Here is a 26500-nt window from a genome sequence, read left to right on the forward strand (position 1 = left end):
CTCCAAAATTTTTAAATAGGTGGATACCATTGGTCATTATACCAAATTTAAACCTGTTTAAACCCGTTTAAAACCTTCTCCTAACACTTCATACGCATCAGAAACAATGACAAATGCAGTGGCATCAACCGTTTGAATAACCTGTTTCAGCTTTGTGAACTCTGTTTGATAGACGACTACCATTAACATAAGTCGCTGTTCACCAGTATATCCACCAAAGCTTGGCATTTTCGTTACTCCCCGGTTAATTTCCTTGTAGATAGCATCTCGCATTTCATCTTGTTTATTCGTAATTATATAGACCATTTTTGATTGACTAAATCCTAACTGAACAATGTCAATTGTTTTCGTCGTCACATACAATCCGATTAATGCATAAAGGCCTTTTTCTAAATCAAATACGATGGCAGCACTTAAAGCGATCAAACCATCAATCATTAGAACGCTTGTCCCTAATGTGAGCCCGGTATATTTTGTAATAATTTGGGCTAATAAATCGGTACCTCCAGTTGAAGCCTTTCCTTTAAATACTAAGCCGATACCTAATCCGACAACAATGCCTCCAAAAAGAGCAGCCAGTAACGAATTCGTTGTGAGCGCATCCATCTCCTCAAACAAAATGACGAAAAATGGTAATGCGATTGTTCCGATAAACGATTTTAAACCAAAGTTTTTACCTAAAATAACAACACCAGCTATGAAAAGGGGTATATTAAAAGCATATTGCACAATCCCTGCATTCCATCCAAAAAGACCGTGCAAAATCGTACTAATTCCACTAACCCCGCCTGATGCAACTTGATTTGGAAATAAAAAAGCATTAAATCCAAAGGCAATTATGGCAGCCCCAAGAAGAACATAAATATATTCCATCACGATTATTTTTGGCGAATTCATTACAATCTTATTATGTTTACCCATACAGTTCCTCACTCACATCGTTTCTCAATTTTCTCTGCATGATTATAACAAAAGCAGTAAAAAAAGAGAAATTTAATAAAGTCTACATACCGGACAGATCACTCTAACCTAAAAATACTATTTTTTGAAGGTAAAAAAACTGTAAGACTCCATCAAAGGTGTAATACTTAATTTCTTAAGTCACAGCCTTTTGAATCAAACCAAATTTATAAAGATTTTTATTATTGCTGATTGCCAATAAAATGCCTTAGAATATGCCTCTTCTACAGATCTTTTGTCAATATTCTAAGTCTAATTTGAAAATTAGACTTTCTAAAAACGATGTTCATCTATAAACCGTCATTTTCTCATTTTTCACATCACTAACCGGTTCATATAAAAAGGAGTTTGCACAATAATAGGTGTACTTCACTAACGTGAATTTAAATTTACTTACTATTTAACATTTATCAATTCCTGTATTTGACAATTGATTAAAATTAATCAAAAATTTATTTAGATAATATTCTAAATATCTAAAGAAGGTGTATTATATTGCCCGATGTATTTAAAGGCTTAGCTGATCCCACTAGGAGAGAAATACTCTCTTTATTAAAAGATAGAGATTTAAATGTAGGTGAAATTGCAAAACACTTCCCAATTTCCATGGCAAGTCTTTCACACCACTTAAATATTCTTTATGAAGCAAGGTTAGTTACTAAAATTAAAAAAGGACAGTTTGTATATTATTCCTTAAACACAACAATTGTAGAGGATGTCATCTTAAAATTGGTGTCTTTGCAAAAAAAGGAGGAGTAAATTTTGGATATATTAAATTACTATGCTTTAATAATTTTTTTACTTCTTTGTGCATTTTTATTTTTTCAGCTAAATTACTATAGATTTGGAAGAGCACATAACTTATTCTCATTAATCTCACTAATACTAATCGTAACATTAATCTTTAATTTATCTAATAAAACTAATAATGTTACTTTGTACTCCTTACTCACCTTCTATATAGGATTATTATTATTACTCTTGAGGAATTATTTCACTCACAGTTTAGGGAAAAAGATAGGAAGAATGTTTACAACAGTTCATTTGAATAAATATAGATTAAGAAGAAGAATTGGTTTAATATCTATAATTTGTGGTTTATTATATATAGTTCTGTCATATTTTAATTTTAATAATTATTATGTTCTATATATATCAGTTTGGACTTTGATGCCGTTACTAGGAATTTTAACCATCTTTATAATTATAAAATATTCAAATTTGAAGGAGGTCTGAATATGAGGTCAATAACAAGGGGCTTGCATATTTTTTTCAGTTTAACTGTTTTTTTCCAATTAATCGTGATCAGCTATGTCATTATAAGTAATAATAATCCTCAAGTACCAATTCACTTCTCTTTCGGTGGAACTGCTGATTCGTTTGGAAATGCTTCTGAATATTATTTACTAATAGGGATTAACATTTTAGTATATATCATTACATTTCTACTTGGAAAAAAGGTAAAGGTAGACATGAAAAAATTTCACAGTACTTTTAAGACTAACGAAGATGAAATAAATGCCCAAAATAACATAAAAACAAAAATTCAGGTATTCTTACAAGTGTTAAGCACAAATTTTTCTTTATTTATTTCTGTATTAATTGCATTATTATTAAATAATATTATAAATGATGTAACAAGTGGAAATATTAATAGTATAGGTATTGTTGCCTTCTTCCTCTCTAATCTGATCATTATCATTGTAGGTTTAATTTGGATAAATACCTTTGATAAATAGTTAAAATACCTCGATATGATTGAAATGGAAAAGGCATTCTCCTCAAAGAGTATGCCTTTTCTAAAAAATGCCCTATTTTCCCGATTGTTCTGTCAACATATCCAATGTTTCTACAGCTGCTTGTTCAATAGCATACGCCTGTTGAACGGAACTTGATGTATATGCAACATATTTCCATATACCTGTTGTAATTGCAGCCCCAGTTTGTAGAACTACGCCCTGAACACCGCCAACATATAAGTATACGCCTGCTACTACAACTAAAACGCATACTGTTGGACCACATGCTTGAGGTGTAACTACATCTTCCTCAGTTAATACCTCTGTTTTATTTCCGCTATCTTCGGCATAAGAAACAATTAACTTTTCTCCCTCTGCTAATGTCTCAACCAGTTTATTTGGGTCCTTATTTTCAATAGAGCTTTTTAGCTCATCAAAATATGTAGGATCCACTTCCTCGATGTACTCAACAATAGCGACGGCAGCTTTCTCCCCTTCTTTTGATTTTGCCTTTTTGGTGACGTATCTTGCGAATATTTAACTGCTCCTTCTGCATTTTGTGTTGCTGACCATTTTAACATTTCTCTAGAATTAATTAGATTTTTAATGATCCTCTGCCTCTTTATTATCGCAAGTGGCTGGAGACCCCAATATACCGGTATTATTCATTGGTATATAGCATATACCCTTCAGTGGTCAGCTACTACAATAGACGGTGGAGAACAGATAAATACCGTCCTTACTTTTTTGTTAATTCCAATCACACTTTTGGATAGAAGAAAGAATCATTTTTACAAGACTGTTGAAAATTGTAACAATTTTTATAGCAAATATATAACTTGGCTATTTATGATATTAATAAAAATTCAGGTGGGTATTATATATCTTAATGCTGCTTTAGAACGATTAAAAAATCCTGAATGGGCAGATGGAACTGCACTATATTATTTCTTTAGTGATCCAATTTTCGGCTTACCTCCTTATCAATTAAATGTATTAGAACCATTATTAAATAGCCCATTCATTATTCTGGTAACATGGGCAGTCACTGTTTTCGAATTGTTTTTGGTTATCTGTATGTTTGCTTCAAGTCCACTTAAAAGATTTGGACACAATTTAGGGATTATTTTTCACATTGGGATTATTTTTACGATTGGGATTGTAACTTTTGGAATCACAATGTGTGCAGCTGTTATATTGTATTTAAGACAGTGGAATAACGAATATTCATTTACAAAAGTAAAAAAGACATTGAAAAAATATATTAATTTGAAAAACACTAAACGTTTCTTTGTAGATAGTTCAGGACGGAGTATCTTTAAGTAAAAAATAAAAAAGGATTGAAAAAAATGAGCGGGATTATTTTATTTGATGGGGATTGTAACTTTTGTGATTGTGCAGTTCAATTCATAATTAAAAATGATAAAAAAGGCTATTTTAAATTTGCATCATTACAGAGTGAAATCGGGATTTGTTTATTAAATAAGTATAGTGCGCCACATGATATTGATAGTATTTTTCTGTTGGAAAATAATAAATATCATTATAAATCTTCTGCAGTACTTCGAATTTGCAAAAATTTAAAAGGATGGTATAAGACGGGGTATATATTGATAATCATCCCTAAACCATTAAGAGATTTCATTTATAATATTGTTGCAAAAAACCGCTATAGGTGGTTTGGTAAAAGAGAAACTTGTATGATTCCTTCTCCAGAAGTTCGCAAACGTTTCTTAGATTAATATGGACTAAATGGAGATTATATTTTTTCAAGAAAAAAGCATAGTTCTTAACAATTAAAGAACGGTCACAGAGTATCGAAATATACAAATTATTACCAAACTTTAATGTTACTTTTTGAATTTTTTTAATTTTAATACTAATTTTACATCAGTTATTTGTCAGAATATGATTTACTGAATAAAAAAATAAATATCCGCCTGTAAAACAGGCGGTTTTAGTAACGCCCTATAAGGGCTCCTTACTAACTGCCCCTAAAGGGGCTTTTTTAATTGACCGTCAACCGTATTTGTTCTTTAATCTCGTTTAAATGGGTCTATATATTCTCTACTCGTCATTTGATCACGTAATCGATCTTCAGCTTCTTGTTCCCTAATGTATTTTGCTACCGCTTTTTCGTTAAGACCTACTGTAGTGACATAATATCCTTTTGCCCAAAACGTTCGATTTCCGTGTTTATATTTTAAATTTGCATGTCTATCGTGAATCATTAAAGAACTCTTTCCTTTTAAATAGCCTACGAATTGTGATACGGATAATTTTGGAGGAATTTTAACCAGCATATGTATATGATCTGGCATTGCATGTCCTTCTATGAGTTCTACGTCTTTCATTTCACATAGACGTCTTAAAATCGCTCCGATGTCTTTTCTTAATTCACCGTAGATTACTTTCCTTCTGTATTTTGGTATAAAAACTATGTGATACTTACAATTCCATCTTGTGTGTGATAAACTATTGTCGCTCGACATTGAGCAAAACTCCTCTCGATTTGAATTTGGTTTGACGGCCATTTTCATTATATCGAGAGGAGTTTTTAATTCCATCTCCATTACCACTCTAAAAGTATATTTTCACACGTGCAGAGCACGTGGTTTTAAAAGAATTAATAATAGACAAAGTCGTCGAAAGCGACTTTGTCTAGAGTATAAGACCAGTCTTTAATAATTAAGGAAAGGCTGGTCATTTTAGTTTGTTATTTATTTCACTGATGACATTTTGAGTTTAATATAGACTTGGGATAATTAATTTGTAAATACCAGGAGATAGGTCTATTTCATCTTCATCGAAGAATCTCTCTTTTTTAATGGGTGTATACTTTGGATTTTACTACAACCATTCATCTTCCTTATATCAAATTTTGATTCATTAAATAAAAAAATGTTATAAAAGTGTTCGATAATATATTAGCGACACTAAGGAAAAGAATAGTTCTCAAAAAGAACAGTGTTTGCTAAGTTAAAAGAATCAGTAATAAAGTAAAAACAACAAAATTAGTAGCAAAATTTGAGAATTAAACTCAGATTGTAGACAAACTAGAATTTTCAAGTTTGCCTACAATCTGAAGTAATAATTTTTCTTATTGTTCCTCTTTAAAAACCGTTGACCATTCGCTGCGTTTTTCTAACATTTCTTTTGCAAGATTTTGGGCACCTTCTAAACTATGGTTTGCTGCCCAGCCACATTGCACTTCATTACAAGCAGGAACTTCCGTAGCGTTAACAACATCTTGTAATGTCTTTTCTAAAATCGTTAACACTTCTTCATAGTCATCATGGTTAATCATCGTTAAATAAAAACCTGTTTGGCATCCCATCGGACTCATATCGACTACAAAGTCCGTATGGTTACGAATATTTTCTGCCATAAGGTGCTCTATTGAGTGAAGAGCATCCATTTTCATATGTTCTTCGTTTGGTTGTTTGAAACGGACATCATATTTACGGACAACATCGCCATTTTGCCCTTCCTTAATCCCGGCAAGTCTTACATATGGCGCTGCCACTTTTGTATGATCTAAATTGAAACTTTCAACATTCATTTTTGGCACGATTTTATACCTCATTTCTAATTTCCTTGATTGTAAACGAGCAATCATGAATAGTAGACGGATATTCAACTCTCATTTATCTATACTATTTTACAGGTTTGGCTTATTTCTGTCACTGGTGACAACACCATTCCTTCAAATTTTATAAATAGTTTTTAAACCATGTAATAATTTGAGTTAAACGCTCGATTCGTAGGCTCGGTGTACCTGTACGAGATAAGTTATGATTATTGTCAGGGAATCGAACGAAACTCGTTTCTTTCCCCATCGATTTTAATGTAATAAATAATTGTTCGGCTTGTTCAATTGGACAGCGGAAATCCAGTTCACTATGCAATATTAATAACGGTGTTTCAATATTTTTCGCGTATTTTAATGGAGAATGATGCCATAGCTTTTCTGGATCTGTCATATCGGCACCAATTTGCCACGGTGTAAAATAATAACCAATATCAGAAACGCCAAAGAAACTAATCCAGTTAGATATGCTTCGTTGCGTTACCGCTGCTTTAAAACGGTTCGTATGACCGACAATCCAATTTGTCATAAATCCACCGTAAGAACCTCCTGTAACTCCTAGGCGTTCTGCATCAATCCAAAAATGCTCGCGAAGGACTTCATCCAAACCAGCCATAATGTCTTCATAATCTCCTCCACCATAATCACCGCGCACTGCATCAACAAACGTTTGACTATAGCCATGGCTTCCCCTTGGATTTACATAAAGTACACCGTAACCTTGAGCTGCTAACAGCTGCATTTCATGGAAGAATGTATTGGCATACATCGTATGAGGACCACCATGAATTTCAACAATTAATGGATACTTTTCCCCATCTTTAAATTGGCTAGGTTTCATTAACCAACCATGGACAGATACATCATTTGTACTTGTGTAGTAAAAGGATTCCGGTTTTACAAGTTCAACTTCTTCTAACCATTCATCATTAAAGTGCGTGATTTGATTTCGTTCGCCCTTCGCAATATCAACTTTATATAACTCCCCTGGGGAAACAGGATTCGATACACAAACTAATGCAATTTGACCGTTGTTCCAAATGGCATAATCATACACGTGCTCCCCTTCTGGTGTCGCAGGATAAACAGCCCCATCTAAACTTGCATAATATAATTGAACATCCCCCGTTGTAGACAGCTGGAAATATAAATCATTGTCTTTCGTCCAAACTACATCTGGAGCTGCAACCCCTTGCTGAACATCGGCAACAGCATAATCACCTACAGGGCTATCAATGCTTTCTGTTAAATTTTGAGTTAACTCAGTCTCCGTATCATAAATATACACGTTGGAGTGGGTCGCGTTTTTATAAGTTGCATCGCTTCCAACATAAGCTATATATCTACCATCATATGAATATTTTGCCCCGCCATAGTAACCTTCCTGGTCTACTAATACCGTTCTGTTTTTCGTTTCAACATCTACAATAAATAATGGATTATTAAATTCATAATCAGGCTGATCATGATGTTTTATACCGATAATAAGTTTTTTTCCGTCAGGAGAAATATCATTTAAAGAGTAAGAATCTTTCCCTTCTGTAAACTGTTGAATGGAGTTATCTTTTAAAGAAACAAAGCCAATTTGGGAGGAAACCTTTTGTTTAACAAGCCCATGTCCCTTTACCCCATCCATTTTATAACGCATTTTGTGTACAGTATAAGCTTCTAGTTTTTCCTTTTCTTCCTCTTTTTTCACCTTTTCAGCAAAGGTTGCCCCTTCCTTCAAGCTACTCGTAAACCATATTTTTTCCCCACATGGTGACCATAAAAATGATTGGATTCCTTCTTCAAGGTCTGTTATTTTTTTTGCTTCGCCACCACTTTTATTTATCATATAAAGTTGATTTTTTTCATTACGATTGGAAATGAAGGCAACTTGTTTTCCATCTGGTGACCATTTAGGATTTGAAATTCGTTCCTTTTCAAAAGTCCATTGAACGACTTCATTAGAATCTACATTTACATAATATAAATGGTTAAAATATTGATCCTCTTTTTCATCAATAAACGTATTAAGAAAGACAGCTTCCTTTTCTGACGGAGAAAATTGTGGGTTTGTAATGGACTGAATTTTAAACAAATCCTCTTTTTTCAGCTTTCTTTTTGTAACCATTTGTTCCACCATCCTTTTCAATATTTCGATTTCCGTAATATAAAGTTTATCACGACGACCATTTATGTCAAACTATTTTTAATTATCAAAAATATAGAATCTAATAGAAAATAAAAAAGATTATCCCCCTTATTGGAGATAATCTCTTTCCATCTATTTATTTCGCTCTCTCAAATTCTTTTAAGGAACGGCGTAATATTTTCCCTGTCGAATTTTTCGGTAGTTCATCTAACAGCTCGATTACAGTCGGAACTTTATATTTCACAAGACGATTGGAACAATACTGTTGTAATTCTTCAATAGACGTATTATTTTCTTTTAATACAACATAGGCATGTACTGCTTCTCCTAAATTGGAATCAGGCATACCGACGACTGCCGCTTCTAACACATTCGGATGAGAGAATAATACTTCTTCCACTTCACGGGGATACACATTAAATCCGCCCACAATAATCATATCTTTTTTCCGATCGACAATATAGAAGTAATCTTCTTCATCCTTTTTCGCCAAATCACCAGTATATAACCATTCACCACGAATCGCATTATACGTTTCTTCTGGCATTTTATAATAGCCTTTCATCACATTCGGACCACGAACAATTAATTCGCCTACTTCTCCAACTGGGACCTCATTTCCATTTTCATCAACAATTTTATTATCAACATTTGGAATGGACATCCCAATCGATCCAGCTTTACGTTCCCGATCCAATGGATTGAAACATGTTACGGGTGAAGCTTCTGACAAACCATAACCTTCTGAAACGCGTACTTTAAATTTCTCTTCAAAATTATAAAGAACTTGAACAGGTAATGGTGCCCCACCTGAAACGGCTAGACGTAAGTGTGAGAAATTTTCCGTATTGCCATCAAATTGATAAAGAAAATTGAACATTGTCGGTACACCTGCAAATACTGTTGCCTGTTCCCTTCCAGCAAGTTCATAAATTTCACTTGGACTAAATTTTGGCGCTAATAGTACCGTAGCCCCTTGAAGTAACGGCGCATTGACAACAACCGTTAAGGCAAACACGTGAAATACAGGTAGAGTAGCAATAACTCGGTCATCCGGATTCATTTCTAAATAATGCCCAACATCCCGTGCGTTGGAGTACAGGTTGCGATGGGTTAACATAGCTCCCTTTGGATAGCCCGTCGTTCCTGAAGTATATAAAATAATTGCCACATCATCCTCTTCCACATGAACTGGATCTATGGAGGATGTAGCCTCCCCTAGTACTTCAGAAAATAAAAACGTCTTTTCCTTTGCTATTGAAGAAAGGGATTCTATTCGTTCCTCTATATTCAATGATGTTTCACAAATAATGTACTTTTCTACCTGTGGTAATACGTTTACCCCCGCTTCTACGAATGGTAGTAAACTATCAAGGGCGATGACTACTTTCACATCACCATTTTGAATAATGTACGATATTTCTTCCTGCGTATACGTTGGATTTACTGGTATTGCAGTTGCTCCGATTCGCATTGTCGCATACAACGAAATTAAAAAATGTGGAGTATTTCCTAATAAAAACGCCACATGATCTCCCTTTTCCACCCCAAGTTGTTGTAATGCCCATGCAAAACGACTTACTGTTTGTTCGAACTCACCGTATGTAGTGTCACTCCCTAAAAAATGATATGCACGTCTTTCGGGTTGTTCTAATGCTGTTTGTCGAACACGTTCAACTAAATTCAAAACACCCTTCCCCCTTTGCGCTTAACTCCCTTTTGCTACGAAATTGACAAAAGGGAGATGAAAATGAATTACTATTCATTTTCTAAATATTATAAATTATTTATATTAATAAATAAAACAATCTATTTTAGTATTTTATTACATTTTTCTCTTCGAAAACGAAAAATTATTCTACTAATAACATTTATTTTGTTAATCTCGAACATGAGCTAAATAGCGCCATCGAATTAAATAAAAATAAATAAGTTGCAAAAGGATTAATAGGCTAAAGGAGATAACAACTTCTTTAACAATTGATATATTAGCAAAATCTCTCAATAAATTTTGCAGCGTAAAGAATGCAAAAAGACTATGGAATAGTGCAACACCCCATGGTAAGAAAAATTGAGGTAATAGGTGTTTCGTAACAAGGGATTTCAGCTCACTATTGGAGATCCCCATACGTTTTAACACATCGAATTTTTTCTTATCAGCTTCTAAATTCGTATGCAATTTAAAGTAAATAAAACTACCTGCTGCTAATAAAAAGACTGCTGCTACTAGTAAGCCTACTAAAGTAAGTAATGAATACGTAGATAAAAGATACGAATAATTTAATCCTGCATTTTCAAAATAATAAGGTAAATGATATTCATCTTTTAAATACTCCTTCGAAACCTTTTGTTGAATATTAAATCCGACTTCATTCGCTTCAATCCACTGGGGAATATCGAACGTATATAAATGATACCCTGGTTCTACTTCAGGGAATCCACTATATGGATGTACTAGTTGTTTAAAATCTTCATCACTAATAATAATGGCATTTAAACCAACGATAGTTCTTGGAAAGATTAACTTTGGATATACTTCGTCAATATGGATAGGTACATTGTTTTCAACTAAAACAGTGTCTACTGTTCGTTTGGCCAATTTCTTAATCGAATCTTCCGAATAAGGAATAAACATTCCTTCCCCCTTCGATAAGTTAATTAACGGATAGCCATAAGAAAATAATAAACTATTAATGTCAGACTCACTAAAAACTTCCACTTCATAATTGGTGAAAGATGATGTCTGCTTTAACACAGTAAATTGGGTAAGTTGATAAGATAATCCTTTATGCTCTAACTCCGATACGATGGATTGAATATGTTTATGTTCATACGGATTATCGATATGCCCTTTATAAATTAACCCTAAAGGATTCAGTTTATCGTATTGGGATGTATAAGATGAAAAAGCAGCAAGCAATCCAATCGATAAAAAGGCTAATGTAGATACCATCGTCATAATAAAGTAAATTTTTCCGTTGTTTTTAAAAATAAACGTCTGTTCTGCAATCGGTAGCATTCGGGATTTTTTCCAATAAAGACTTTTTCTCCCCTTTACCCTGGCAAAGAAATATTGGGTCGTATGGGCGAAAAAGTAATACGTACCAATCGTAATAAAAATCGGAATTAATACTGAAAAAATTTCGAAGGTTCCCCGTGTAGTAAGAAGAGCTAAACAGTAGCTCAAAACGATGAAGATAAGCCCAAGTATCGCTTTGTTTTTCGTATAGTCCACCTGTATTTCAACACTTTTTGGTCCATTAAATACATCAATAATATTTTTCTCCGGTGCAAAATGGAAACAAAATAACGAAATAAAAATGAAAGCACTTAAATAAACACCAATCGTTAATAAAAATGGTTCCCATGAAAGATAAAGGGGTAGATCTTCCAAAAATAAAATTTCCCGGACAATCATAAAGAAAAATTTAGAAAAGGAAAATCCAAAAATAATCCCTAACACAATAGAAATGGAGCCGATAATAATCGTCTCCAAAAAAATGAGCTTCGAAAGCTGTCTTCTCTCCATCCCTAAGTGAAGCAAAATCGCAAATTCTTTCGATCTAGCTTCTAAAAAAGCTTTCATCGAATAGAAAATAAAAAACCAAGAAAACAGCACTAAAATGATTTCAGCAATGACCATCCAAAGAATTGGGACATTCCCTAAAAAGCCATTCTCCGTTGCGGGATGGAACATCAGCATCGAATATATAAAGAAAACAAATACGGAAAAAAAGCTTGCCATAAAGAAAGCGGCATAAATTCGAATATTTCGTATCACATTACGGTAAGCGAATTGATGAAAGGTCACCTACTTGTCCTCCCCCTAGTAAGCTCAGCACATTTAGTATTCGTTGGAAAAATGTTTGGCGTCTATCATCCCGATGAATTTCATTGAAAAATTCACCATCTTTTATAAATAACACCCGATCACAAAAACTCGCGGCAATTGGGTCATGGGTAACCATAATAATTGTTGCCCGTTTTTCTTCATTGATTTTACTTAACAGCTCAAGCACTTCACGGGAATTATTTGAGTCTAAATTCCCTGTCGGTTCATCAGCTAAAATAATCGTAGGCTCATGAATTAACGCCCTCGCAATAGCTACCTTTTGAGCTTGTCCACCGGAAATTTCATTCGGTCTTTTATGTAAGTAGGAAGTTAAATCGAGCCTTTTAGCTAAATTTTTCAACCTTTCTTCCATCATCTCTACCGGCTTTTGATCGAGAGTTAAAGGTAAAATGATATTTTCCTCTACCGTTAACATAGGCAACAAATTAAAATCTTGAAAAACAAATCCTAGTTCCCTTCTTCTAAAATAGGCTAGTTCATTTGGACTTAAGCTTTGTGGCTTCATATCATTGAAAATAATTTCACCGGAAGTGGGACGATCAATCGTCGAGATTAAATTTAATAACGTGGATTTCCCGCTACCTGAGGGACCCATTACAGCTAAAAACTCCCCTTGCTCCACATCAAAGGAAAGCTGATTTAATGCTCGATTCGTTACTTTTCCTTCATATACTTTTGTTACATCTTTCACTTGTAATATTGGCATTGTTCCATTCCCTCATATCAAATAGTATTAGAAAGTTAGTATGATAGTCGTTCCTACCCCTACTTCAGATTCAATCAATAATTCGTGCCCTAATTTCTCACATATTTCCTTCGCTAAATATAATCCCATCCCCGTAGATTCGCCGGTTTTACGTCCATTTTCCCCTGTGAAAAAGGCTTTCGTCACTCGGGTCAAATCTGACTTTGGAATACCTATTCCTTCATCTTTTACGGTTAACGTCACTTTCGATTCATTCTTTGTTGCGGACACGATGATGCGTTTATTTTGTTCAAATGTATACTTCACGGCATTTGTAATAAATTGACCTAAAATAAATTTTAACCATTTCGAATCACTGGCAACCGTTAAATCTTCATCAATATGGGTTTCTGGAAAGACTCGATTTGTTATAAATAAACGTTTGTTGTCGTTTATAGTTGCATTGACGATTTGTTTTAAGTTTACTTGTTCGACTTGCATATCATCTTCGAACTTATCGAGTCTTGCATTCATTAACACCATTTCCAGTCCACGTCTTAACCGTTCTACTTCCTCCTGGACACTGTTTTTATCAAGAGGGCCATCTTCTTGCAACAACAACTCCAATACGGCAATAGGTGTTTTCATTTGATGAATCCATTGGTTTAAAAACTTTTCATGTCTTGTTTGAGTGGCATACAAAGCTTGTACTTCATGTTGATACACTCGATATAGTTCTTGTAAAAATTGTTCCGTTTGAAAATGTTCCGGGGATTTAGCGTTTTTCTGTAGGGCGTCTTCCATCGTGAAAGGTAATTGGGTAATCTTATTCAAATATCGATGACGGAAAAAATAGCGAACTCCTAAATAGGAAACCGTTAATATTAAACTAATAATAATTGTATAGATAGCGGTATTAATATTTCGAAATCCATCCAACCAATAAACGGATAATATAAAAAGAACGATAAATAGCTCAAAAACTACTAATGACCAATTATCCTTTATAAATAACTTTAACCCCATTACATTTCCTCCGCATTCAACACGAAACGATATCCTGCCCCACGAACCGTTTCAATGACCGAAAGAACGCCGTAATCAGCTAGTTTTTTTCGAACACGGGTCATATTAACATTCAACGTATTTTCATCGACGAAAGTTTGGTCATCCCATAATTCTTCCAGTAATTTTTCCCTCGATACGACTTTCGGAGATTGGCCCATGAGCAAATCTAAAATGATACACTCTTTCTTTTGCAATGGAATTTCAATTTCCCTTAAATGTAGTTCCATTCTTTCTAAATAAAGGGTTAACTGACCTAAAAGGACGGTACGTTCTTCTTGTCTAGAAGAATACTCCCCATAAGTTCTTCTTAAATGACTTTTAATTTTCGCTAAAACAATTTCATAATTAAATGGCTTTGTAATAAAATCATCTCCGCCATTTTCTAACGCAAAAATTTGATCCATTTCCCCAGAACGTGCTGAGATAAATATAATGGGACATTTTGTATGTTGTCTTAATTGTCGGCACCAATAATAGCCATCATAGGAAGGTAAATTAATATCTAATAAAATAATGTGAGGGGCAAAAGAATTACATTCCTCTACGATTTCATCAAAATTTTGTACAATCTCTACTTCATATTGATATTTTCTTAATGTATCTGCTAAAAGGGAAGCAATCTTATGATCGTCCTCCACAATGAATATCCTTGTGTTTACCATACTCATTCCTCCGTTATATTTTGGAATGCTTAATTACTTTATTTTATCAAAAAGTCGATAGGTCATAAACCTGGAGCTACTTTTTTTCTATTCGTATCATCTTGAAATATAAAAAAGATGCCCCGTTAGTAGAAATGGAGCACCTTTTTAGTAAAAAGGGAGTATTAATAGATTAATTTTAAAAATTCTTCTTTTGTGACACCACCGAAATAGTGAGGAATATCAATTGATTCTAAAGCAATGTCAATGCTAGAACGATCATACTTTGTCCCAATTAAACGTTTTTCAATTTCTTCTACATCACCTACACCGAAGAAATCTCCGAAAATTTTAGCCTCTTCAATGATTCCTTTATTTACCTCTAAACGGATATCGATACTGCCTGAAGGGAAACGGTTCGTTTTTTGAATGTTAAAACGAGGTGATTTTCCATAGTTCCATTCCCATGTTTGATAACGTTCTTTTGAAATTTGATGAATTTTTTCCCAATCTTCGTCAGTTAAATTGTAGTATTGAATGTTTTCTTCTCCACCGAAAATCGATTTTAAAATTTCCATTCTAAACTGCTCTACCGTCATCGGTTCTTTTAAATAATCGGAAATATTACCAACTCGAGAACGAACAGACTTAATCCCTTTTGACTCGATTTTATCTTTTTTCACTTTTAGCGCGGAAGCAACCGCATCCACATCTGTATTAAACATTAAAGTTCCATGACTAAACATACGCCCTCTCGTTGAATATTGGGCGTTCCCCGATACTTTACGGCCTTCCGCTAAAATATCATTACGACCGGAAAGTTCGGCATTTACACCAAGTTTCGCAAGTGCATCTACAACAGGCTGTGTGAACTTTTTATAGTTGTGGAAGCTGTTGCCATCATCCTTCGTTAAAAAGCTAAAGTTTAAATTGTTCAAATCATGATAAACTGCTCCACCACCGGATAAACGTCTTACAACAATGATTCCATTTTCCTCTACATAGTCAGTATTGATTTCTTCAATCGTGTTTTGATTTTTCCCAATAATAATGGAGGGTTGATTGATATAGAACAGTAAATAATCGTCCTTTTCTATATCCATATTTCTTAAAATATATTCTTCTATTGCTAAGTTAATACGGGGGTCTGTAATCCCTTTATTATCGATAAAATACATTGTTTTCACTCCTCTTCAAATACAGTTACTATTTTACACGAAAATTGAAATTATGTGTTGACGAAAACAAACTGTTATAATACAATTAAAAATATCAAATCAGTAATATAACAGATGTCCAAAAGGAGGGGCGGCTCTTGTTAGAAAACGTTGTTGAATTCTTCAAAAATTTACCTGACAAAGTTTGTGTACAATGTGGGGACAAAATGGAAGAACAAAGTGAATGTTACGGCAACACTTGCGATAAATGTAATTCTCTCTAGTCGTCAGTCGGTGTATTATTGATTCAGTATTAACCTTCATCTTATTAGATGAACCTATAAGTAAATAGCTTACACGATAAAACCCTCAAAGCTCGCTCAAGCTTTGAGGGTTTTCAATTTGATTGTTTAATGATGATTGCTTTCTTCATTTGATTCGCTATGCTCACCGTGATTACTATGATCAGTTTCTGTAGATTCTCCTTGGTCACTTGGCATTGAATCATCACTATTATCTTCTTTTACTTTACTCATATCTGGATTACCGACAATGATTTGTTGTTTCGGCATAACGTGTAATCCCCTTGCCGTTGTATGGGCATACATATAATACACCCCATCATGATCAAAGGTAATTTCCGCTTTATAAACACCATCTGCTTCTAGCTTACCATCCATCATTTGCCCTTCATCTCGATATCCCGATTCCCAAACTTCAAATTCAACAGACTCTGCATCGTTGATATTCTCACCATTTTGAGAGACATGGGCAGCTAATTCAACCGGTTCATTTACTGCTACTTTTTCAGGCGTTAATATGTCTACAACTACTTCTAGTGACGCTGCATCTATTGGCCCTTCATTCGTATCTACTTCTTTGTCATTGGACGAACATCCTACTAATAGCGCCGTAATTGCTACGAAACTTGCGAACCACTTTTTCATTGTTTTTTCCTCCAACTTTTAGATAGAAAAACTTCATCGGTTACAAAACTTTCATTTTCATTCGAAATAAGAGCTTATTCTTTTCTAAAAAATAAAAGCTGTCTATCCATTTAAGATTCGACAGCTATGTTCAAGATTTAATTTAAATAAGCTGCATTTCAAACATTTTATTTAACATTTCATCTGCAACGCTTTTTCCTTGGGAAACACAATCTGGAACACTAATACCTTCATAAGAACTTCCTACTAATTTAACATTAGGGAACTCTTCCTCCAATTGTTCTTTCATGGATTCCATACGTTTTTCATGCCCTACTGTATATTGGGGCATCGATTGCTTCCAACGGGAAACAACTGTAAATATTGGTGCTTCCGTTAAACCAATGGCTCTCTCTAAATCATTTAGAACCGTTTTTTCAATATCACTATCTGATAGTTCCACAATGGCTTCATCACCAACACGCCCAATATATACTCGCAACAAATCATAGCCTTCTGGGGCAACATTTTCCCATTTATGATTGCACCAAGTACATGTCGTAATGGCAAAGTCACTATTTCTAGATACAAAAAAATTCATTGCATCTTGATATTTTTCAACTTCTCCTTGTTTAAAGGCCATAGTTACCGTTGCTATTGTGGCATATTGCATTATTGGTGTATGTTCCAACAAGCCATAACTTGTAAAAATATCTTTTGTCACATTAAATGGCGTCGTCATAATAACAGCATCACATTTAATCGGTGCCATATTATTAGAGAATAATTGAATCGTACCGTCATTTAATTTATCAATAGATTCCACTTTTACTCCCTTTAAAATGGAATTGGGCGATAGTTGGGATTCCAAAGTTTCAACAAGGGTTTCTAAACCATTTTCAAAAGTTTGGTAGGACTCAATATGCTCTTTTCTTAATGCTTCTCCCGATTTTTTCAAACCAAGAATTAAACTTCGATGTTTCTTTTCAAGCTGATAAAATTGGGGAAACATCGACTTGATACTTAAATGGTCGATGTCCCCCGCAAAAGTTCCTGCAAGTAAAGGTTCTACTAAATTTTCAACAACTTCTTTACCAAAACGGCGTCTAAAGAAATCCCCAATCGGTTCATCCTCCAAATCCCTTGTTTTAGGTAACAATAAATCCCCTGCAGCACGAATTTTGCCAGTTAAAGAAAATAAACCAGACGTAATGAATGAAGAGACTTCAAGCGATCCAAACATAAAATTGTTTGGAATTGGATACAGATTGCTACCGACTGCTACATACGTAAGTCCATTGTTATTCTTCATCATCTTTTGTTCGATACCTAAATCTTTAGCTAGATCACGAACACTATTGTTATAGTCTAAAAAAGATTCAGGACCCCGTTCGATAATAAATCCATCCTTCCTTAAAGTTTGGATTTTACCCCCTAAACGTAAAGATGATTCGATTAACACGACCTCAATCGGCAAATTGTTCAATTGTGCTTTTCTTTGTAAATAGAACGCTGCCGTTAAACCGGTAATACCTCCGCCTATAACAGCAACTTTTCGCATCCTTAAAGTCACCCTCATCATCACTCTCTAAAATTAATTAGCCAATTTATTATAAATAGCATCCACCATCGCATCTATAAATAACGGATGCGTGTTTGGCATTGGTGGACGACGATAGTTCGCACCAAGCTCATCACAAACAACTTTACATTCATAATCGTTATCATAAAGAACTTCTAAATGTTCTGTCACAAATCCTACAGGAATGTACACGAATGAACGGAATCCTTTTTCTTCATAAAGTTCACGTGTTAAATCTTGAACATCTGGTCCAAGCCAAGGCTCTGGTGTTTGACCAGCAGATTGCCAGCCAACCTCCACATTTTTCACACCTGTAGCTTGTTGAATTAAACGAGCAGTTTCAATTAATTGGTCTTCATATGGATCGCCAGCTTCTTTAATTTTTTCTGGTAATGAGTGATTGGAAACGATTAGACAAGCTTTTTCACGTTCTTCTTCGTCCATTTCAGCAAATGCATGATTCACAGCTTCTTTCCAATATTCGATGAACTTCGGTTCGTTATACCAAGCTTCTACAGACGTTAATTTCATAGAGCTGCCTAATTTTTCAATCGCTTCTTTTGCTCTACCATTGTAGGATTTAATTGAAAACGTTGAGAAGTGTGGTGCTAAAACGATAGAAACGGCTTCTTCAATACCGTCTTTTACCATTGCTTCTACTGCATCTTCAATAAATGGTTCGATATGTTTTAAACCGATATAAAATTTATATTCTACTTCATCTTGCACTTCATTTAAACGAGCTTCAAGGGCTTGAGCTTGTTTTTTCGTCATTTCTGCAAGGGGTGAAATCCCACCGATTGCTTTATAACGACTTTTTAAATCTTCTAAATGTTCTTCAGAAGGTTTACGTCCATGACGAATATGTGTGTAATATCGTTCAATATCTTCTTCTTTATATGGTGTTCCATATGCCATTACTAATAATCCACGTACTGGTTTCAATTTTTTCACCTCATAAAATTTTACTTATTGTTATATATTATTTTGCTAAAACATTTCCTTAGCGAATTCACTACCTTATTGACCTAACTGACTTACTCTTTCACGACTGTATTCATGAATGAAAGTTGTAAGGCGTTTTAGTACATCTGGATTGACTTCAGGGAACACGCCATGACCTAGATTGAAGATGTGACCAGGTACTTCTAGTCCTTGATCGATAATATCTTTTGTACTTTGTTCAATTACAGACCAATCTGCTAACAACAATGAAGGATCAAGGTTACCTTGCACAGCTTTCTGTACGCCTAATTCACGAGCTTTTCGAATTGGCATGCGCCAATCTAAGCCAACAACATCAATAGGTAGATCATTCCATTCATTAACTAAATGGCTTGCACCTACTCCAAATTGGATTAATGGGACATTTTCTTTTCGCAATTCAGCAAAAATACGTGTCATCACTGGTTTAATGAAAACGCGGTAGTCTTCTACGTTTAAAGCGCCAACCCAAGAATCAAATACTTGAATCGCTTTAGCGCCAGCTTCAATTTGAGCTGTAACGTCATTAATAATCATATCACCTAGCTTGTCCATTAAAGCAAACCATGCTTTTGGCTCTGATACCATAAATGATTTTGTTTTATTGTAGTTACGTGAAGGACCACCTTCAATCATATAACTTGCTAAAGTGAAAGGTGCACCAGCGAAGCCAATTAATGGTACATTTAATTGTTCTTCCGTTAACAATTTAATTGTTTCCAAAACGAATGGTGTATGTTCTTTTGCATTGAATTCTCCTAATTTCTCCACATCAGCTACTGTGCGTATTGGATTAGAGATAACTGGTCCAACGCCTGCTTTAATTTTCACATCAACACCAATACCTGGAAGCGGTGTTACAATGTCTTTATAAAGAATTGCTGCATCAACATTGTAGTTTTCTACAGGTAATCTTGTGACATAAGCACATAATTCCGGTTGATGGGTAATTTCTTCTAATGAATATTTTTCTTTTATTTTTCGGTATTCTGGTTGTGAACGGCCAGCTTGACGCATATACCAAACAGGTGTGTACTCTGTACGCTCTCCTCTTGCAGCCCGCAATAATGTATCATTAATCGCTTTCATTTTAGTACCTTCCCCTCAATTTAATAAGCCCTGTTTCCTACTTTTCTTTCGAGCAAAGCATATTTATATTCAGTATAGGTATCCCTATAAAGAATAAAGCAAAAAAATAAAAACTACCTTTATTTCATTTCACTCGTTGATGCAAACGTACCGTTCTAAACATTCGTTACGAGTTCGTAATAAAGACAATTGGGTGATCTTTGTTCATTTTTTACACTCACCTTAAGAAAAGCAAAAAATGAACAAAGAAATATATTAGTTCATTGATATCCGTTTTCAAATATATACTTTTACCATCATATTGTATAGTTTTATCGACGAAATGTCATAAAATTGTTCTTTAACGAAAGGTTTTTATCATGAATTATTTTTGACAAACGTTACTTCTTTTGCTTTGATGAAATCAATAGAAATTTATGAAAGGGGTTTGGTTACGTTTGTTTATTTATTTAACATCTGGAACTGCGGAATATATGGAGAAGTTAATGAAAAAATATCGTTCAAAGGAACATATGATTGTTTTACATGGTTCTGGAACTTCCGTTTTACTCCATGAAACTGAAGGAAAAACTCTATTTGCTACTCCACGAAAATATGAAGTATTAGATAGTGTGAATGAAATTGAGCAACGGGGGTATTTCGTTTTTAATCATATCCCTGTATCGGATGAAGGTAGACCTATTTTTGAAAAACGTTTTTTAGAACGTTCGAAAACGATTGAAAACGAACCGGGATTCATCGCTTTCCGTTTGTTACGTCCGTTAGCTTCTGATACGTATATCGTCCTTACCCAGTGGACTGGTCCAAACTCCTTTGAAACATGGAAAAACTCCCAATCCTTTAAAGAAGCCCATAGTAAACCTAGTGGTACAACACCGGGTGTAAAAAAACAAAATATTTTTAACGCAGCCAGTTACCTTACGACTTATTCAGGTAAATTAATGGAAAGTGAACAATAAAAAATATAGGGGTGTCAATGGACACCCCTACTTCACTATACTTCAATCGTTATTCCTCGTTTATCCTCTAATGCTTTATAATAGACACCCTTTGCAACAGCCAAATCATAATAAGCTGCGCCAACAGATTTAAAAAATGTTATTTCCTTTTCATTTTCTCTTCCTATTAAATGGCCGCTTACTAAAGATTCCAATTCCCCATATAGTTGTTCAAAGGACCAAACACCTTTGTGATTAGCATTAATAAGTTCCCCAGCTTCATCCTTTGCACCATGTACATCATCTACCACAATTTTAGAAGCGGATTCAATCGTTGTTTCATCGATTTCATGCATATGGGGTAAATAAGAACCGACGCCGTTCACATGGGTACCCGGTTTTAAATAATCCCCGTTAAAGACAGGTGTTGTCGATTTCGTAGCACAACAAATAATATCGGCTTTACTGACGGCTACATTCACTTCCTCTTCAACGGTAATAATCGCTGATACGCCAAAATCCTTTAACTTTTGTAAAAATACTAGAGCTCGTTCCTTCGTTCGATTGACTAAAAGTATTTCTCGAATATTCCGGACCGCTAATACACCAAGTACTTGTTCAAATGCCATTCCACCTGTTCCAATAACCGTTAACACTTCAGAACTTTCCTTAGCAAGATAATCTGTTGCTAAAGCAGTCATCGCGCCAGTCCGCAATCTCGTTAAATAAGAAGCATTAAGGAAAGATAAATGCTCCCCCGTCTCCGTACTCGTTAGAACGATGACTCCTTGAGTTGTTGGTAATCCCTTTTCATAATTATTTGGAAAAATCGTGACAACTTTCACCGCAGCCACTTTATTTTCCAAATCCGCGCTTGGCATATAAAGAGAGGAAGCATTCCTTTCTGGAAACTCTAAAATCGTTCGATGGGGGGATTGAACTTTATTTTGACCTTTTGCAATCAACGTTTCTCGAACATCGGAAATAGCATCTTCAATTGTATAAAAACTTTTAATCTCTTGTTCATTTAATAGTATCAATCATAACATCTCCGTTATTTTTATTTACTAATGTACAGCAGTCTTTTCCCGTTCTTTTCCCTCTGTTTTAACCTCTTTACTTACAGTTTCGAATTCATCTAATTCTTTATTACTCTTTTCTCTTACAGAAAATACAGCAATTAAAGAAATAACGGCTGTTAATATAATGTAAATAGCAACTGGAACATAGGAATTGTTAAATTGAACTAATAAAGCAGTAGCTACTAATGGAGCTGTTCCACCGGCAACTGCAGCACCAATTTGGTACCCTAATGAAACTCCTGTATAACGTACTTTTGCGTCGAAAATTTCAGAGAACATCGTTCCTAATACAGCAGTAATTGGAGCCCAAATAATACCTAGTCCGATAATCGTTGCAATTAATAACGTTGCAAAAGTACGTTGTTCAAGTAGTAAGAAGTATGGGAATGCGTATAAAATCATCCCAATCGTACCCCAAATATAAACTTTTTTCCGTCCAATCTTGTCAGATAAACTCCCCATAACTGGCATTAACAGCGTAGTAATAATTGTGGCAATCATAACCGCTACTAAAACTTGTGTATTGGTAAAACCTAAATTACTCGTTCCATAGGACACGATAAACGTTGCAAAAATATAAAATGGAGCTGTTTCAACAACTTTTCCACCAATGGCGATTAATACTTCTTTCCAATGGTATTTAAAAATATCAACAATCGGTAATTTTGGAATCTCTCCTGATTCTTGTACCTTTTTAAAGGAAGGTGTCTCATCAAGCCCTTTACGAATCCATAGACCGAAAATAACTAAAACTGCACTTGCTATAAATGGAATACGCCATCCCCAAGAAATAAAGGCATCTTGAGAAACAACCGAAGTGATGAACGTTAAAGCACCTGAACCTAAAAACATCCCAATCGTAACGCCCATTTGTGGGAAGGCACCAAATAATCCTCGTTTGTCCTTTGGAGCATATTCTACTGCTAGAAGCAATGAACCTCCCCATTCACCGCCAATCCCAATTCCTTGAACTAAACGAAGGGTAATTAATAGAATAGGAGCCGCAACGCCTATGGCTTGATAAGTTGGTAATAACCCCATCAATACAGTTGCAACACCCATAATTGTAAGAGTCACAACTAGGGTTTTTTTGCGTCCTATCCGGTCTCCGATATGACTAAAAATAACACCACCTAATGGGCGTATAAAGAAGGCTAAAGCTAATGAAGCATATGATAACAATAGGCCGACGGTTGGATCATCGGCGACAAAAAACACTTGATTAAATACTAATGCGGCAACTGTACCGTATAAGAAATAATCAAACCATTCAATTGAACTACCTACTAAACTTGCAATCCATACTTTCACCATTTGATTTTTACTCACTACATTTCCTCCTTAATTTTTTTATGTCACTAAAAATCGAAGAAAGAAAAAAAGTATGTACAAAAATTTAAGTGACACTTAAATTATTTCAAATCAAATATTACACATTTTAGAATTTTCAGTCAATAGTTTTTTATAGGTTTGAGTTAAGTAGAATACTAGCGTATAATTTTTTATGGAAATATTAGGAGGTGTTAGACATGACGATAGGTGAACGACTCCGAAAAATAAGAAAAAAGAAGAAAATGACATTAAAAACTCTTTCAGAACTTACAGGGGTTTCCATTAGTTTCTTATCTCAAGTAGAACGAAACAAATGTAATGTTACATTAGAATCATTGAGGAAAATTAGTGATGCTCTTTACGTTAATCCAAGTATATTTTTTTCCGATACAAATCATGATAGCCCAGAAGTGAAAAGCTTCCCCTTTTATTATGAGGATCTTTCAAATAATATTAAAAACCCATCCTTTCACCCGATACTTGTTACACTAAAACCGAGGGAAAAGGAAATTAAAGAACTTACCCATTATGGACATGAATTTATATACGTTTTATCTGGAACATTAACATTATCCCTTGAAGGCAATATGATTGAACTGAAAGAAAACGACTCCATCATGTTAGAATCCACAAGAAACCACAATTGGTGGAATAATAGTGAACAAGATGTTCAGTTTCTATTAGTTTCTACAAATTAATAGTAAAAGGAGTACTTAAGCATCTCACAACTTAAGTACTCCTTTTCTTTTGTTTAATATTCTTCAGAAGGATCCTTTGTCATCATAAAGGTTACTTCACTTATCGCTATAACAATAACCGGTAATACAAAAAACAAAGGTTGTCCTAAGGCGCAAATCGTTACAATAATGGCTTGAATAACCATAAAAAGACGTAACACTTTTTGAACTGCCTGTTTTCGTTGCGTCTTTACAACTGGATAAAGCCGATCCATTCTAAAATCTCCTGAAGATAGAAGGGCATATTTTAGTTGAATCGTTGTTGCAAACGAAAGGGCCGCTGCAACAATCCACGTAACAATTGGAATGTTCACTAACAATACGACAATGCCAGAAATGGCTGTTAAACGTACCCATAAATAAAAATGATCATCAGTTCGGATAAACGTTCGATATACTAAATAATTTTGGGTACTTTTTTGACTGTAAGGAACAATAGAATAAACAAAATTTAACCAACTTCTTCGGCGAATCGAACCACGCAAATGAGGGACATCTGTAAAATAGTTGGCAAATCGATAAAAGCCCATCATGCGGTTTTGTTCTAGTTTTACAAAATGCTCATAAGGGATTGGTTGTTCCTTCACCCGTCTTACTAATGCCCAATCGTATATTAAAAGTAAAACGATAAAAAGAATAACAAAGGAAAAGCGTGCAGTTAAAATAGATTGCACCGTTAAAATTGAAAGAACGGCACGAGTTACTTTGTCTACTCCAACGTTATATCCTCTATTCGCATATCGATAATGAAACTCAATTTGCACATTCAAATATTTTAAAAGAATAATGATTATCAATACAGTCCAAATTTGGGCAGATGATAATTCTGTCACTGTATTTAACAAAGGAATCGCCACAATGTAAACAACGGATACTAGTCCAATTTGAGACCAAAAAGTCCATGTCAGTGCCTTTTTAAAATATAAAGACATTTTAGATTCTAACGGTAACAAATAAACTTGATCCGGCTCACGCAACAATGTAACAGGTCGACTGAGTGCTAAAATGATACCTATAATAAGCGCTACAATCCATTCCGCTGGGAAAGACGGTTTGACAACTTTTAACCATTCACTATATTGATATCCAACGGCACCAATGACAAAAACTAGAACAAGCGCCAAATGCCCGGTGAAAACGAAACGCATATATTTTTGCACTTCATTCATATAGTGGGTAAATCGCTTAGACCAGACCTCGTTCAAATTATTCATGGTCTTGCTCCTTTGTCATTGCGATATATAGATCATCTAATGTAGCATCTGGCATATTAAAGGCTCTTCGTAAATCATTCATCGTCCCTTGTGCTCGAACTCGACCTTCATGTAATAAAATAATTCGATCACAATGCTTTTCGGCCGTTGATAATATGTGGGTAGACATTAAAATAGAAGCACCATCTTTTTTCTTTTCATCCATCTGGTCTAGTAAAGATTGAATTCCTAATGGATCCAATCCAACGAACGGTTCATCAATAATATATAACTGTGGATTTACTAGAAATGCACACATAATCATTACTTTTTGGCGCATCCCCTTTGAAAAATGGGATGGAAACCAATTTAAACGTTTTTCCATTCGAAATTCCTTTAATAAATCTTCTGAACGTGATTTCAATGTATATTGATCAATGTCATAAGCCATTGCTGTTAATTCTAAATGTTCTTTTAAAGTTAATTCATCATATAACACAGGTGTTTCTGGTATATAGGAAAAGGAAGATCGATATTTTTTTATATCCTCATTCAACGTGACACCATTTAAACGAATTTCCCCACTTTGTGGTAAAAGTGTACCGATAATATGTTTTATCGTCGTACTCTTCCCCGCTCCATTTAAACCAATTAAACCAACAAGCTCACCTTGACCAATTGAAAAAGTTAAATCTTTTATTACTGGCTTTCTTGTATATCCACCGGTTACATCTGTTAGTTGTAACAATGTCATTTTTTTACGTCACTCCTATTCTTTCTACAGTTTAACAAAAAATGCGAATGGAAT

25 protein-coding genes and 1 pseudogene are annotated in these 26500 nt (G+C 34.5%); 7 read left to right on the forward strand and 19 right to left on the reverse strand.

The window, feature by feature from the left end; all coding sequences use genetic code 11:
* Positions 1-57: 57 nt before the first annotated feature.
* Positions 58-921: a YitT family protein gene (locus MHH69_RS14435; RefSeq protein ID WP_122970840.1), complete on the reverse strand. Its 864-nt coding sequence runs from the start codon at positions 919-921 to the stop codon at positions 58-60.
* 534 nt (positions 922-1455) lie between these two features.
* On the opposite strand from MHH69_RS14435, the gene MHH69_RS14440 reads away from it, so the two are divergent.
* Positions 1456-1719 carry an autorepressor SdpR family transcription factor gene (locus tag MHH69_RS14440; protein ID WP_174232639.1) on the forward strand — a complete coding sequence of 88 codons (264 nt, stop codon included), beginning with the start codon at positions 1456-1458 and terminating at the stop codon, positions 1717-1719.
* 479 nt (positions 1720-2198) lie between these two features.
* Positions 2199-2699, forward strand: coding sequence for a hypothetical protein (locus tag MHH69_RS14445; RefSeq protein WP_122970842.1), 501 nt, complete (start codon positions 2199-2201; stop codon positions 2697-2699).
* Between the two features lie 72 nt (positions 2700-2771).
* Here the strand turns inward: MHH69_RS14445 and MHH69_RS14450 are convergent, their stop codons facing one another.
* The gene (locus MHH69_RS14450) at positions 2772-3152 is read right to left on the reverse strand and encodes a hypothetical protein (protein WP_122970843.1); all 381 of its coding nucleotides are present in this window, start codon (positions 3150-3152) and stop codon (positions 2772-2774) included.
* 81 nt (positions 3153-3233) lie between these two features.
* On the opposite strand from MHH69_RS14450, the pseudogene MHH69_RS14455 reads away from it, so the two are divergent.
* Positions 3234-4025, forward strand: a pseudogene (locus MHH69_RS14455) (sporulation-delaying protein SdpB family protein); the annotation flags it as partial.
* A 23-nt stretch (positions 4026-4048) separates the two neighbouring features.
* Positions 4049-4441: a thiol-disulfide oxidoreductase DCC family protein gene (locus MHH69_RS14460; RefSeq protein WP_122970845.1), complete on the forward strand. Its 393-nt coding sequence runs from the start codon at positions 4049-4051 to the stop codon at positions 4439-4441.
* A 294-nt stretch (positions 4442-4735) separates the two neighbouring features.
* On the opposite strand, the gene tnpA is transcribed toward MHH69_RS14460, so the two are convergent.
* From tnpA to MHH69_RS14505, 9 genes are all read right to left on the reverse strand, one after another.
* Positions 4736-5191 (reverse strand): IS200/IS605 family transposase, encoded by a 456-nt coding sequence (tnpA, locus tag MHH69_RS14465; RefSeq protein ID WP_341362949.1) that lies wholly within the window; start codon positions 5189-5191, stop codon positions 4736-4738.
* Positions 5192-5799: 608 nt separating this feature from the next.
* Complete coding sequence (locus tag MHH69_RS14470) at positions 5800-6270, reverse strand: S-ribosylhomocysteine lyase (protein ID WP_318241022.1); 471 nt, start codon at positions 6268-6270, stop codon at positions 5800-5802.
* A 142-nt stretch (positions 6271-6412) separates the two neighbouring features.
* Positions 6413-8404 carry a S9 family peptidase gene (locus MHH69_RS14475; protein ID WP_341362603.1) on the reverse strand — a complete coding sequence of 664 codons (1992 nt, stop codon included), beginning with the start codon at positions 8402-8404 and terminating at the stop codon, positions 6413-6415.
* Positions 8405-8561: 157 nt separating this feature from the next.
* Complete coding sequence (locus MHH69_RS14480; protein WP_122970848.1) at positions 8562-10112, reverse strand: fatty acid--CoA ligase family protein; 1551 nt, start codon at positions 10110-10112, stop codon at positions 8562-8564.
* Between the two features lie 192 nt (positions 10113-10304).
* On the reverse strand, positions 10305-12236 hold the full coding sequence (locus MHH69_RS14485; RefSeq protein WP_122970849.1) for an FtsX-like permease family protein: 1932 nt from the start codon (positions 12234-12236) through the stop codon (positions 10305-10307).
* A complete protein-coding gene (locus MHH69_RS14490) occupies positions 12208-12984 on the reverse strand; it encodes an ABC transporter ATP-binding protein (protein WP_122970850.1) in 777 nt (258 codons plus the stop codon). Before MHH69_RS14490 ends, MHH69_RS14485 begins: the two co-directional genes overlap by 29 nt.
* Positions 12985-13011: 27 nt before the next feature.
* Positions 13012-13989, reverse strand: coding sequence for a sensor histidine kinase (locus MHH69_RS14495; RefSeq protein ID WP_122970851.1), 978 nt, complete (start codon positions 13987-13989; stop codon positions 13012-13014).
* A complete protein-coding gene (locus MHH69_RS14500) occupies positions 13989-14693 on the reverse strand; it encodes a response regulator transcription factor (protein WP_191707950.1) in 705 nt (234 codons plus the stop codon). The genes MHH69_RS14495 and MHH69_RS14500 overlap by 1 nt, the downstream gene beginning before the upstream one ends.
* A 164-nt stretch (positions 14694-14857) precedes the next feature.
* Positions 14858-15850 (reverse strand): lipoate--protein ligase, encoded by a 993-nt coding sequence (locus MHH69_RS14505; protein WP_341362604.1) that lies wholly within the window; start codon positions 15848-15850, stop codon positions 14858-14860.
* A gap of 137 nt (positions 15851-15987) precedes the next feature.
* Here MHH69_RS14505 and yhfH point away from each other — a divergent pair, with 137 nt between their 5' ends.
* Positions 15988-16113 carry a protein YhfH gene (yhfH, locus tag MHH69_RS14510; RefSeq protein WP_122970854.1) on the forward strand — a complete coding sequence of 42 codons (126 nt, stop codon included), beginning with the start codon at positions 15988-15990 and terminating at the stop codon, positions 16111-16113.
* Positions 16114-16239: 126 nt separating this feature from the next.
* Here yhfH and MHH69_RS14515 read toward each other — a convergent pair whose 3' ends face one another.
* From MHH69_RS14515 to hemE, 4 genes are all read right to left on the reverse strand, one after another.
* Positions 16240-16776, reverse strand: coding sequence for a FixH family protein (locus MHH69_RS14515; protein ID WP_122970855.1), 537 nt, complete (start codon positions 16774-16776; stop codon positions 16240-16242).
* Positions 16777-16918: 142 nt separating this feature from the next.
* On the reverse strand, positions 16919-18316 hold the full coding sequence (gene hemY, locus MHH69_RS14520; RefSeq protein ID WP_241559262.1) for a protoporphyrinogen oxidase: 1398 nt from the start codon (positions 18314-18316) through the stop codon (positions 16919-16921).
* Between the two features lie 33 nt (positions 18317-18349).
* A complete protein-coding gene (gene hemH, locus MHH69_RS14525; RefSeq protein WP_122970857.1) occupies positions 18350-19282 on the reverse strand; it encodes a ferrochelatase in 933 nt (310 codons plus the stop codon).
* 75 nt (positions 19283-19357) lie between these two features.
* Complete coding sequence (hemE, locus tag MHH69_RS14530; RefSeq protein ID WP_341362605.1) at positions 19358-20410, reverse strand: uroporphyrinogen decarboxylase; 1053 nt, start codon at positions 20408-20410, stop codon at positions 19358-19360.
* A gap of 437 nt (positions 20411-20847) precedes the next feature.
* On the opposite strand from hemE, the gene MHH69_RS14535 reads away from it, so the two are divergent.
* Complete coding sequence (locus MHH69_RS14535; RefSeq protein WP_122970859.1) at positions 20848-21369, forward strand: antibiotic biosynthesis monooxygenase family protein; 522 nt, start codon at positions 20848-20850, stop codon at positions 21367-21369.
* Positions 21370-21404: 35 nt separating this feature from the next.
* Here MHH69_RS14535 and MHH69_RS14540 read toward each other — a convergent pair whose 3' ends face one another.
* On the reverse strand, positions 21405-22388 hold the full coding sequence (locus MHH69_RS14540) for an ornithine cyclodeaminase family protein (protein ID WP_341362606.1): 984 nt from the start codon (positions 22386-22388) through the stop codon (positions 21405-21407).
* 27 nt (positions 22389-22415) lie between these two features.
* On the reverse strand, positions 22416-23744 hold the full coding sequence (locus MHH69_RS14545) for an MFS transporter (RefSeq protein ID WP_122970898.1): 1329 nt from the start codon (positions 23742-23744) through the stop codon (positions 22416-22418).
* 215 nt (positions 23745-23959) lie between these two features.
* Here MHH69_RS14545 and MHH69_RS14550 point away from each other — a divergent pair, with 215 nt between their 5' ends.
* Complete coding sequence (locus tag MHH69_RS14550) at positions 23960-24460, forward strand: helix-turn-helix domain-containing protein (RefSeq protein ID WP_122970861.1); 501 nt, start codon at positions 23960-23962, stop codon at positions 24458-24460.
* A 53-nt stretch (positions 24461-24513) separates the two neighbouring features.
* Here the strand turns inward: MHH69_RS14550 and MHH69_RS14555 are convergent, their stop codons facing one another.
* Together MHH69_RS14555 and MHH69_RS14560 are read right to left on the reverse strand one after the other, a co-directional pair.
* Positions 24514-25713 carry an ABC transporter permease gene (locus tag MHH69_RS14555; RefSeq protein WP_122970862.1) on the reverse strand — a complete coding sequence of 400 codons (1200 nt, stop codon included), beginning with the start codon at positions 25711-25713 and terminating at the stop codon, positions 24514-24516.
* Entirely contained in the window at positions 25706-26446 is a 741-nt protein-coding gene (locus MHH69_RS14560) for an ABC transporter ATP-binding protein (RefSeq protein WP_122970863.1), read from the reverse strand. The genes MHH69_RS14555 and MHH69_RS14560 overlap by 8 nt, the downstream gene beginning before the upstream one ends.
* Positions 26447-26500 lie beyond the last annotated feature (54 nt).

It is taken from the genome of Ureibacillus sp. FSL E2-3493 (genome assembly GCF_038077515.1).
GTDB lineage: Bacteria > Bacillota > Bacilli > Bacillales_A > Planococcaceae > Ureibacillus > Ureibacillus halotolerans.